14 protein-coding genes are annotated in these 11,128 nt (G+C 46.1%); 1 reads left to right on the top strand and 13 read right to left on the bottom strand.

From position 1 onward, the window contains the following. Positions 1-275: preprotein translocase subunit YajC (gene yajC / locus ACTF7Q_RS09265; RefSeq protein WP_438997556.1), on the bottom strand; the 275-nt coding region annotated here is incomplete at its 3' end. A gap of 137 nt (positions 276-412) precedes the next feature. Here yajC and ACTF7Q_RS09260 point away from each other — a divergent pair. Further along, complete coding sequence (locus ACTF7Q_RS09260; RefSeq protein WP_438997555.1) at positions 413-1,279, top strand: ATP-binding protein; 867 nt, start codon at positions 413-415, stop codon at positions 1,277-1,279. Positions 1,280-1,306: 27 nt separating this feature from the next. On the opposite strand, the gene ACTF7Q_RS09255 is transcribed toward ACTF7Q_RS09260, so the two are convergent. From ACTF7Q_RS09255 to ACTF7Q_RS09200, 12 genes are all read right to left on the bottom strand, one after another. Beyond that, positions 1,307-2,293 carry a peptidoglycan DD-metalloendopeptidase family protein gene (locus ACTF7Q_RS09255; protein WP_438997554.1) on the bottom strand — a complete coding sequence of 329 codons (987 nt, stop codon included), beginning with the start codon at positions 2,291-2,293 and terminating at the stop codon, positions 1,307-1,309. Further along, on the bottom strand, positions 2,286-2,924 hold the full coding sequence (locus tag ACTF7Q_RS09250; protein WP_438997553.1) for a protein-L-isoaspartate(D-aspartate) O-methyltransferase: 639 nt from the start codon (positions 2,922-2,924) through the stop codon (positions 2,286-2,288). Before ACTF7Q_RS09250 ends, ACTF7Q_RS09255 begins: the two co-directional genes overlap by 8 nt. Positions 2,925-2,939: 15 nt before the next feature. Next, positions 2,940-3,728 (bottom strand): 5'/3'-nucleotidase SurE, encoded by a 789-nt coding sequence (gene surE / locus ACTF7Q_RS09245; protein WP_438997552.1) that lies wholly within the window; start codon positions 3,726-3,728, stop codon positions 2,940-2,942. Next, positions 3,725-5,011, bottom strand: coding sequence for a serine--tRNA ligase (gene serS / locus ACTF7Q_RS09240; RefSeq protein WP_438997551.1), 1,287 nt, complete (start codon positions 5,009-5,011; stop codon positions 3,725-3,727). Before serS ends, surE begins: the two co-directional genes overlap by 4 nt. Positions 5,012-5,111: 100 nt before the next feature. Continuing rightward, complete coding sequence (tatC, locus tag ACTF7Q_RS09235; RefSeq protein ID WP_438997550.1) at positions 5,112-6,062, bottom strand: twin-arginine translocase subunit TatC; 951 nt, start codon at positions 6,060-6,062, stop codon at positions 5,112-5,114. A gap of 1 nt (position 6,063) precedes the next feature. Further along, complete coding sequence (tatB, locus tag ACTF7Q_RS09230; protein ID WP_438997549.1) at positions 6,064-6,603, bottom strand: Sec-independent protein translocase protein TatB; 540 nt, start codon at positions 6,601-6,603, stop codon at positions 6,064-6,066. Between the two features lie 16 nt (positions 6,604-6,619). Next, positions 6,620-7,003: a twin-arginine translocase TatA/TatE family subunit gene (gene tatA / locus ACTF7Q_RS09225; RefSeq protein ID WP_438997548.1), complete on the bottom strand. Its 384-nt coding sequence runs from the start codon at positions 7,001-7,003 to the stop codon at positions 6,620-6,622. A gap of 137 nt (positions 7,004-7,140) precedes the next feature. Continuing rightward, positions 7,141-8,232 (bottom strand): ABC transporter ATP-binding protein, encoded by a 1,092-nt coding sequence (locus ACTF7Q_RS09220; RefSeq protein WP_438997547.1) that lies wholly within the window; start codon positions 8,230-8,232, stop codon positions 7,141-7,143. Next, positions 8,225-8,956 carry an SMC-Scp complex subunit ScpB gene (scpB, locus tag ACTF7Q_RS09215; protein ID WP_438997546.1) on the bottom strand — a complete coding sequence of 244 codons (732 nt, stop codon included), beginning with the start codon at positions 8,954-8,956 and terminating at the stop codon, positions 8,225-8,227. Before scpB ends, ACTF7Q_RS09220 begins: the two co-directional genes overlap by 8 nt. After that, positions 8,953-9,756: a segregation and condensation protein A gene (locus ACTF7Q_RS09210; RefSeq protein WP_438997545.1), complete on the bottom strand. Its 804-nt coding sequence runs from the start codon at positions 9,754-9,756 to the stop codon at positions 8,953-8,955. The genes scpB and ACTF7Q_RS09210 overlap by 4 nt, the downstream gene beginning before the upstream one ends. Then, a complete protein-coding gene (locus ACTF7Q_RS09205) occupies positions 9,757-10,599 on the bottom strand; it encodes an SPOR domain-containing protein (protein ID WP_438997544.1) in 843 nt (280 codons plus the stop codon). A 10-nt stretch (positions 10,600-10,609) separates the two neighbouring features. Next, the coding region (locus tag ACTF7Q_RS09200; protein ID WP_438997543.1) for a DALR anticodon-binding domain-containing protein at positions 10,610-11,128 on the bottom strand (519 nt) is incomplete at its 5' end.

Below are 11,128 nucleotides of genomic sequence, written 5' to 3'. Positions count from 1 at the left end.
ATGATATGAACTTTTACGTCTTTGGCAATTTCAACTTCAACAGTCTCGCTATCATCAACGACTTTTACGATTGATCCAGTCAATCCTCCTGATGTGATGATTTTATCACCACGCCGAAGTGCACCAAGCATTTCTTTATGCTGCTTAGCACGTTTCTGCTGAGGACGGATCAACAGAAAATAAAAGATCACCATTACAAAAATGATTGGTAACAGGCCAAAACCAGTTTCGGTTAGGCCGCCAGACGTTTGTGCAAATGCAGGCGAAATAAACATGTTAAGAATGCTCCGTTATATGAATCAAATCTGGCAAGAACATAGCGACACTAGCCAAAACCTGCAATGACCCATATTAAACTAAGTGATTAATTTTTTGGATGTTTAAATCAATCAAGACAGGATATAGGTAGCGAATGACCGATAATGACTCAAAATTTACTTTAATTGAACAGGTGATCCGGATTGCTGACGCCCTTGAGCGTATGTCTCCGCCGGCTCCAAAGCCAGATAATCTGGAATATGCCAACGCTTATGTATGGCATGCGGCTATGCGCCGTCTTGATCCTGTTCATGCCATTAATTGCGTCAGGCTTGATCTTTTACGGGGTATTGATCATCAACGTGACAATTTACTTGCCAATTCGATTGCCTTCGGCCGTGGTCTGCCAGCTAATAACGCTTTGCTATGGGGGGCGCGCGGCACCGGCAAATCGTCTTTGGTAAAAGCTGTACACGCAAGCATGATGGAAAGTGGTTTGGACTGCGCGCTTGTTGAAATTCACCGCGAAGATATTGTTGATTTGCCATTTTTGATGAGCTTTCTAGCGCAAATACCACGTCAATTTATCTTGTTTTGCGATGATCTGGCATTTGATTCGGGAGAGACTAGCTATAAATCTCTAAAAGCCGCTTTAGAAGGCGGTATAGAAGGCAGGCCAAAAAACATCGTATTTTACGCCACATCAAACCGGCGCCATCTGATGTCACGTCAGATGATAGAAAATGAACGTTCAAGCGCCATCAACCCATCTGAGACGACTGAAGAGTCTGTTTCGCTGTCGGATCGTTTTGGCTTGTGGATCGGGTTTCATTCAATCGATCAGGATGCATATCTAGAGATGATCGAAGGCTATATTTTACATTATGGGATCAATGCTCATAATATAGATGTCCGGCACGAAGCGCTAAGCTGGTCTGTGGGTCGGGGTGCCCGTTCTGGACGTGTCGCTTGGCAATTCATTGTTGACCTAGCATCTAGAACCGAAACAAACATTGATTAAACAGATAGTTAAAGTTTTTAATTAATCTTAAGTTATAACTAATCTTGGGTCGATAGGTTGCCGGGTTTTACGTATTTCAAAATGCAATTGCGGTGAGTCAACGCGACCAGTTTGTCCCACGGTACCAATCGGCTGTCCAATCTCGACAATATCGCCTTCCTTAACAGTGACTGAGCCAAGATGCGCATAGGCTGATATCATCCCACCATCATGTTTAACCAGCACCAGAGTCCCAAAGCTTTTTACTTCGGTGCCAACAAAGGCAACCCGCCCTTTTGAGGCCGCCACCACAATATCACCCTGCGCGGCGGCGATATTTACACCATCATTGCGAACGCCGCGTGCCGCGGGTCCAAACTCGGCAATAACCTCGCCTTTGACAGGCCAGATAAAAGCGCCATCACCTGTTGGTGCAACAAATTTCTTACGTGGTGCCGATGCAACCGCTGTTTGCGTCGTATTTGCTGGCGCTGGGCTAGCGGCAGGTTGCGCCACGCCTGTTGATGCTATTCCCTTAGGAAGCCCCGTATCCAGAATGGAAAAATCCTGACTGAAGGGAAGCTGTAACCTTTGCCCGACCGTCAGACTATAGGGTTCCTGCAAATTATTGAGTTCCGCGAGCTGAAATTGACCTACAGCATAACGTTGTGAAATCGTTAATAGTGAATCACCTGGCTTTACAATATGAAAGCGTGTTGGGTTAAGCTTTAACTGTTGCCCGGGACGTAACGTAAAAGGCGCTAATAAATTATTTTGCAGAATTATAGAACGCGGTGTCACACGATAGCGCGTTGCAATGGTATAAAGATTATCATTGTCGCGAACCGTAATAACGCCACTTGCAGGTAGGGTTTCAACAGCCACACGCAAAGGGGCTGTCACTACGGGTGCAGGTTCAGCGCGGCTTAGTGATAGATTGGGTTTTTTACAGCCACTCAACATAGCAACAGACATGATGCCAATCATTAAGACTGTCATGGCTGTGCGTGTAATGTTTTGATTTGCTTTATTCATCCTGTTTGCCCTCAATAAGCGGTACAAAGGTCACAGCCATAAGATGTTTCCGTTCAAAACTGGCCTCTTGACGTTTCACCACCACGAGTTGTTGGTTCTTTCCTAACCCCTCCGGTGCAACCATGATGCCGCCAATTTTTAATTGGTTCAACAGTTTGTCGGGAATTTTATTGCAACCACATGTAAGAATGATGCGATCAAAGGGCGCTGCTTCGGGCCAGCCCAAACTTCCATCACCTAATCTGAAGCTGATGTTAGAGATTCGTAAGCTTCGCAATTTATTTTCAGCAGTCACCAAAAGTGGCTTTAGACGTTCCAGCGTGTAAACGCGGCGGCATAACAAGGTTAAAATCGCTGCCTGGTAACCGCTTCCTGTTCCTATTTCAAGTACGCGTTCGCGTCCTGTCAATTCCAGTGCTTCAGTCATACGTGCAACCACATAGGGCTGGCTTATTGTCTGATCAAGCGCTATTGGCAAAGACGCATTCTCATAGGCGTGCTGATGAAGTGATTCGGGAACAAATACCTCTCGTGGTATATTTTCTAGGGCTGATAATACAGTTGCGCTAAGAATCCCCTGCCCTCGCAGTGCCATAATCAACTGCGCCTTATGTTGGGTGAAATCCTCCAATGCTTGCGACTCCTGCTAAAAGCTTAGCGGCTTAAATTCAGAAATGTGTTGATGCGCTGTTAAATCCATTCCCAATGGCGTCATCGCAATCCATCCATCCCTGATTGCCGCGCGGTCACTTCCTGGATTGGCGTCAGGATTGGAGATCAGCGGGCCAAGGCGGAAATGACCAGCTGTGGCCCCCTCTTCGATTATATCACCGAACTTGTGCAGGTCGGTTGTTGATACCATCATTCCCTTAATTGTATCGGGATCACCTTTAGGAAAATTCACATTCGGAACAAGGCGATCTGTCCAGCCACTATTCCATAGATGCTGGACAAGACTAGCCCCATGCGCGTCAGCAACCTGATATTCTTCACGGTTTTCGCGGCCACCTTGCTGCGACAGGGCAATGGCAGGAATACCAGCAAGTGTGGCTTCCATGGCCGCCGCCACTGTCCCGGAATACAGCACGTCATCGCCAACATTCATCCCATGATTCACGCCGCTTAAAACCAGATCAGGACGTCTATCAAGAATTTTGTTTACAGCAAAGATGATGCAATCGGCAGGCGTGCCCGAAACAGAAAACTCTTGATGCGCCACTTCTTTGATTTCCACATCACGACGCAAGGTAATAGAACGGGATGCTCCAGAATGGTTTTGGACGGGGGCAACCACCCATACATCATCGCTCAAACTATTGGCAATAGCGCGTAAAACCTTAAGGCCAACAGCATCAATTCCATCATCATTACATAATAAAATGCGACCAAAGGGACGGTTTACGCCAGAATTGACGTCGCTTTGATTTTCGGTCATGCGCTTTGCTTAATCAGGCGATCAGTCCCCATATATGGATGCAAAGCCGCCGGTAGATATACTGTGCCATCTTCTTGCTGTCCATTTTCCAGCACGGCAATCATTGTACGACCAACCGCAAGACCTGATCCATTGAGCGTATGCAAGAATTGTGTTTCACCTGTGTCTTTGTCACGATAGCGAGCTTTCATGCGGCGTGCCTGAAATGGCCCGCAATTTGAACAAGATGAAATTTCACGATACATACCGCGCCCTTCATCCTGGCCTGGAAGCCATACTTCAAGATCATAGGTTTGTTCAGCTGAAAAGCCAGTATCACCGCTACATAATTTAAGTACACGGTATGGCAATTCTAGTTTCTGCAAAATAGCTTCAGCGCATCCGGTCATGCGCTCCAGCTCAGCAGCCGAGTCATCGGGGTGACTAATCGATACCATTTCAACTTTTGAAAATTGATGTTGACGGATCATACCGCGCGTATCACGCCCAGCTGACCCGGCTTCCGAACGGAAACAATTGGTATAAGCTGTCATCCGTATTGGCAAAATGTCAGGCGACAAAATGTCACCAGCGACAATATTTGTAAGTGGCACTTCAGCCGTTGGTATCAGCCATTTGTCACCGGTTTTATACAGATCCTCTGCAAATTTTGGTAATTGTCCAGTACCTGTCATCGTCTGACTATTTACCAAAGATGGTGGCACTGTCTCAATATAGCCAAATTCACTTGTATGCGTATCAAGCATTAACGCAGCAAGTGCCCGTTCAAGGCGTGCTAACTGGCCTTGTAATACCACAAAGCGTGCGCCAGCAAGCTTAGCACCAAGGGCAAAATCCATTTGCCCCAGAGCTTCGCCAAGCGCCACATGATCAATCGGCGTAAAGCTAAAGCTCGGAATGTCACCATGTGAACGTATCAGTTCATTATCATGCTCATCATCACCATCTGGTACTGTTACATCCAGAATATTTGGAATTTCCATTAACACAGCGTCTAATTTATGCGCCAGATCAGCTTCGCGGGTCTCAATATCGGGCATTGCCGTTTTAATATCATTGACCTCGGCAATAAGCACATCGGCATCGCCGCCATTGGCTTTAAGCTTGCCAATCTCTTTGGACGCAACATTTCTGCGTGACTGCATTTCCTGAAGTTCGCTTTGCAAGGCGCGGCGGGCGCTGTCCATTTCCAGAATGGAAGACGCCGACATGTCAACCTTACGCCGTTTCATGGCGGCGTCAAATTGATCAGGATGTTCACGGATAAAACGGATATCATGCATTGGTCAGGCTCAGTCTTGCATCAATGGTAACAATTAAACAATTCGTGTTTCGAATCTATCAACTTTGGGTGTTTATACCATCGAATGGTGTCATCACAACCTAATCATCAAATTCGTCATTTCGGCGTTTATTCATAATCTTTGCGCCAAATATTGATATTTCATACAGCAAAATAATAGGTGTCGCCAGCAACACTTGTGAAATTACATCGGGTGGGGTCAGAATGGCCGCGACCACAAAGGCGATAACAATTGCTATTTTACGTTTTTCCGCCAAACCTTCTGGTGTTACAAGTCCTGCACGTGCAAGCAAAAGCAACACTACTGGTAATTCAAAAGCCAATCCAAATGCAAATATCAAACGCATTACAAGTGATAGATACTCGCTGATGCGAGGTTCTACCTCAATCGCCAATGCCCCTTCAGAGGCGGCCATTTCAAAAGAGATAAAAAAGTTCCAGGCCAGCGGTGTTACGACATAATAAACCATGGCCGCACCCATCAAGAACAGAACAGGCGTGGCAATGAGAAACGGCAAAAACGCCTGTTTTTCATTTTTATACAGACCGGGGGCTATAAACCGCCATATTTGCATGCTCATAATAGGAAATGTTACACATAAAGCGGTGAAAAAACCGACCTTGATTTGGGTAAAGAACCCTTCATGAAGGGCGGTAAATATCATTCGGCCCCCGCCTCTGGCTTCCATAACATCAGCTAATGGAGCTTGCAGGAAAATAAAAACATGATAGGCGATTGAGCTATTATCAGTTCCAGGAATAGGCGCGACACAGATCAGGAATAGAATCATGAAGGCAGCAATCGCTATACCAAGCCGGTTACGCAATTCGGTAAGATGTGCGACCAGTGACATCTTTACCTCACCATCATCATATGCCTGTGTGTCATCGTCGATGTTGGTTTCATAATCGTCACGAGATGATGCGTCATCACTTTGCACATCGTCATCCATTTCGACATTAGCCGTTAGCTCGTCGATTATTTCAGGCTTTTGACTATCTGCCTTATTTTTTTTAGGAGGCTTAGTCATTTTACCCAGCAGATTTCTTCGACGTTTTGGCAGTCGAGGCACGCGTTGTTTTCTTAGCCACTACTTTCTTAGCCACTACTTTCTTAGGCACCACTTTCTTAAATACCGTTTTCTTTGGTGTCGCTTTTTTTGACGCCGCTTTCTTTGTAGTGGGTGATTTTATGCCACCTTGTTGCAGGTTATCAACGATCATGGCATTAGCATCACCAGCTAGTGATTTCACTTCATCTAGATCAGTATCGCCCGCAAATGAACGTTTGGTTTCATTAACCGTATCTGCAAGATCACCTGAGGGGTCAATCGTATCCACAAGGTTTGAATAATCACCTTGTTTAATATCGGCTATGGTGTTTTTCAGATCGCTAACCTCTGATTGCGAGGCAATATCTTCCAAACCACGCGTAAACTCGCTAGCCATTGCGCGCATCTGCCGCGTGAAGCGGGTAAAACCGCGTAACATCTTTGGCAGTTCCTTTGGGCCAACCACCATGAGCAGCACAAAAGCAACGACCAAAAATTCCCAGCCACCGATATCAAGCATAACTTCGACCTACCACCTATTTCTTGGCGGCAGATTTTTTAGTCGCTTTTTTCTTTGCTGCGGCTTTTTTCGGGGCGGCTTTCTTAGTTGCCTTTTTAGCGGCTTTCTTTTTCGAGGCAGTCTTTTTTGGTGCGGCCTTTTTTGGAGCGGCCTTTTTAGTCACAGGTTTTTTTGCGGCTTTGCGTGCGGGGGCTTTGCGCGCGGCAGGCGCAGCCTCTATGACTTCGGCTTCATCCATTTCGTCCGCATCAGCGCTATCTTCGGGACCTTTTAGACCAGATTTAAAATTACGAAGACCTTTACCGAAATCTCCCATAAGGGATGAGATTTTACCTCTGCCGCCAAAAAGCAACAAAACTATTGCTAGAATTATTAGTAATTGCCATGGACCAAGAGCCATAATTTATCCTTACCTAAATTATTGTCATCGGAGTTTCCGAATATAGCCATACTATAAACAGGCTGTTTGAATGGCACAACAATTCCTTATTCCGAAACGCATGTATATTGATCAAGTTAGATGTTTAAAATATCATTCTAAATGTTTGCCCCTTGCTTGGTAGCGAAAACAAAAGCCTGTGATGGATCCACCTGTACACGCACCTGGCTTCCCGCTTCAAATGAGTTCAATCCTGGAATACGCGCATGTAAATGCACTTCGTCGCGTCCTGTTGGCACCGATAGATGTATCAATGACGCTCTGCCCAGCAAACGGGCTTCCATAACCTCGGCAGCGGCACCATTTTCATTTGATAGGATTTGCGTTTGATGTTGGTCATGGTTGCTGTCAGGAATAATCTGAAGCGCTTCATGCCGTATGACAACACTAGCGGCTTGACCATCATCCATAGTGTCGGATGCATCAAACACACCTAATGGCGTTTGAATTTTACGATCTTTGACCACACCTTCAAGCCGATTCACCTCACCAAAGAACTCAGCCACAAAGGCACTTTTAGGCTGGCAATATAGATTAACGGGACGACCAGCCTGTTCAATCTCACCTTCCCGAAGCACAACGATACGGTCAGACATAAACATAGCTTCTTCGGCGTCATGGGTAACCATGAGCGCGGCTGTCCCAGCAGCTTTCAACACATGCAGCATCTGATCTCGAATACGCTCGCGCAAACGGCTATCAAGACCCGCATAGGGTTCATCAAGCAATATGACTTTTGGATTGGGTGCCAAGGCCCGCGCTAATGCAACGCGTTGTTGCTGTCCCCCTGATAGTTCATGCGGGTAAACATCAGCCAGGTCATCAATGCCTGTTTGTTCCAATGTGTCCATGGCACGGGCGATCGCTGCGCTACCCCGAGTTTTCAAACCAAACATAACATTCTGAATGACTGATAAATGCGGAAATAATGCGTAATCCTGAAACATGAAGCCAATACCACGTTTTTCGGGAGGAAGACTGTGGTCTGGCGATGAGACGATTTGATTTTGTAACAGAATTTGGCCTTTAATGGGAGTTTCCAATCCGGCAGCAAGACGCAATAAAGTGGTCTTGCCACACCCGGATGGCCCCAACAGGGACACCACTTCCCCCTCGTCAACGGTAAAACTTACATCGCTTACCGATGGGGTGCCATTATAGGCATGTCCGACATTTCGGAAATCAAGCATCTTGGTCTCCATCATCGGTTATCTCGTCTTCGAAAGCATTCTCATTTTCAGTCAAATCTTCATCTAACCATGCTTCAGCTAGCAGATCATCGCTGTCAATATCATCATCATCATCTTCTTCTGCGTCTTCATCACCATCACTATTGTCCATAAGCTGACCCAGAACTTGTCCCTTACGCAATAATCCGGCCGCTTTAAGATCCGCCATTCCGGGCAAATCAGACGTATCACCAAGGCCAAAATGATCAAGAAATCCGGGACTAGTGCCCCAGGTTAATGGACGACCAGGCGTGCGTCGCCGACCTCTTGGTTTAATCCAGCCCAATTCCAGCAAAATATCCATCGTGCCTTTGGATAGTGAAATACCCCTAATTTCTTCAATTTCAGACCGGGTAATCGGTTGATGATAGGCAATAATAGCCAGCACTTCCAGTGCCGCACGTGACAACGGGCGTTCAATGACTTTATGCTGGCTCAAACGTTCGGCAATTTCCGGTCTTGTGCGAAATGCCCACGCGTCACCAACTTTACATAATTCGATACCACTTGTTGCATCATAGCGTTCGGCAACAACAGCCATAATGTCGGCAATTTCAATACCCTCGGGCACATGCGCGGCCAGATCACGCGCACGTACGGGCTTATCAGACGCAAAAACAAGCGCTTCCAGCGTTGCCGCCCAGGTTTTGGGATCATTATCAGTTAATGTGATTGCGTCGGTCACGATACATCCTTCGGTTTTAGATAAAGCGGCGCATAGTTCGTGTCTTGACGCAGTCTTATCAGCCCGTCACGTGCCAGTTCAAGCGACGCAACAAAATGAGAAGCGGTTGCAGACCGTCTATCCATAGGCTTTTCAAGGCCAGGCGGCAAAAAATGCTGTAAAACTGTCCATTCTGGGCTGCGACTAATCAGATTACGTAACCGCTTAGTTGCTTCCTGAACTGAATAAAGATAGGTGGCGGCAATCGTCAGGGTTTCACTCTCGCCTTGTGAACGAATTTCACCATAGCAAGCAAGCAGATCGTATAGGCTGGCGCTCCAGATAGCCTCAGTGGTGGTGCTAAAGCTCTCAGACTGGCCACGAACAAATCTTTGGTGCCCTAATCGGGGTAATGAAATGAGACGTTTGGACGCTTGCTGCATCGATTCAAGCCGCATCAGCTGATATTTCAGAGCATCAGCCATATCAATGATTTCTTCATGCTGTTCTGGTTCTGGTTCGGGCAATAAAAGCCGCGACTTGAGATATGCCAGCCATGCCGCCATCACCAGATAATCAGCGGCAATTTCAAGATCTAGCGTGCGGGCATTATTGATGAATTCAAGATATTGTTCGGCAAGCGGCAAAATCGATATGCGCGTTAGGTCAACCTTTTGTTCACGCGATAATGACAGTAACAGGTCAATCGGTCCTTCAAAACCGTCAAGATTGACAAATAATGACAACTGATCTGTCTCGGCACTATTTTCCTGAACTGGTTCTGCATGTGCATTTTTATCTTCAAAGCTTGTTTCCGACATTTACTGACCTGCCGCTTTAACTTTGCGTAAAATACAATCTTGTCCAGCGCGCTTTAACAACGTGCATAGATTATCAGCATCAACGCGAACCAAAGTTTCCGTTACTATGCGCCAAAAAACCCCATTATCCTTGGTTTCAATTTTTGTTATTTCCAGAATAATATCATTCAATCTTGTTCTGTGCTTTTGCGTCAAAAGACTGGCAACTTCTGCCGCTTTATCGTCATTGCGAAAGGCCGCAAGCTGAACGCGGTAAAGTGGTTCATCCGATTTGGGGGTTTGCTTCTGTTTCACTTTGGCAGGTTTTTGGGGTTTATCAGCGGGTTTAGCTGTTGGTATCAGTGATTTTGGTGCCTTTTTGCCCGCTGAGCTTTCATTTGATACTGTTTCGTTATCTGACGTTAAGGGAGGTCTTGTATCCTCCGCATCTAATGATTTCACCTCTGCCGACGCAACTTTCATTGTTGTTTTATTATCGTTTTGAGTCTGTGTCTCTGCCTCTGCCTTGGATTCTTTTGATGCCTCTGATAATGTCACGGGGGGCAGTTCGGGATCACTTGACAGCGGACGCAGATTTTCCACATCGACATCAGATTTACTGTTATTGGCAATCATGCTCATAACCGCCGAGTCCTGATTTTCAATGGCTTTGCCACCAATATCGTCAGGCTTGACCTTTATCGGTCCCTCTGGGGCAGAGATAATCTGGACGTCAATCTGATCGGCTGGCAGAAAAATAGGCATCAAAAAATAGGTAACAACACCAGCCGCCATAGTGATCAACGCCAGCACCAGAAGACTACGCCATTTTTTTTCGCTATTTATGTCACCTTTCACTGCCATTATAACTCCATTACATTTCGTCTAAGGCTTTAATGGATAACACATTTAAACCAGTTGCAATAACTAAACTTGTGGCTTTGACAAGCTGCAAGCGCGCGGCTGTGACAGTCTGATTATCATTGAGAATAAAGCGTAATTCAGGGTTTTCACGACCAGCATTCCACAAAGAATGAAATGAGCTTGCCAGATCGACCAGGAAGAACGCAATGCGATGCGCTTCATGCGCACGGGCGGCTGACTCGACAATTTTAGGCCAGCTCGCCAGCATTTTAAGAACCGCTAATTCAGCTGGATCTTTAAGAACAGATAAATCCGCTTCATGTGGCACATGTTCAGCCTGACGCAGAACCGAACAAGCCCTAGCATGTGCGTATTGGACATAGAAAACTGGATTATCACGTGATTGCTCTGTCACCTTGGCATAATCAAAATCAAGCGTTTGATCATTACGGCGGGTTAACATGATAAAGCGGATAACATCAGATCCTACAGCGTCAATCACATCACGCACAGTAACAAAATTTCCAGC

The organism is Puniceispirillum sp. (SeqCode) (assembly GCF_965657105.1).
Taxonomy (GTDB): Bacteria; Pseudomonadota; Alphaproteobacteria; order Puniceispirillales; family Puniceispirillaceae; genus Puniceispirillum.
Note: the sequence above shows the minus strand (reverse complement) of the source record. Positions and strands in the feature narration are given on the sequence as shown.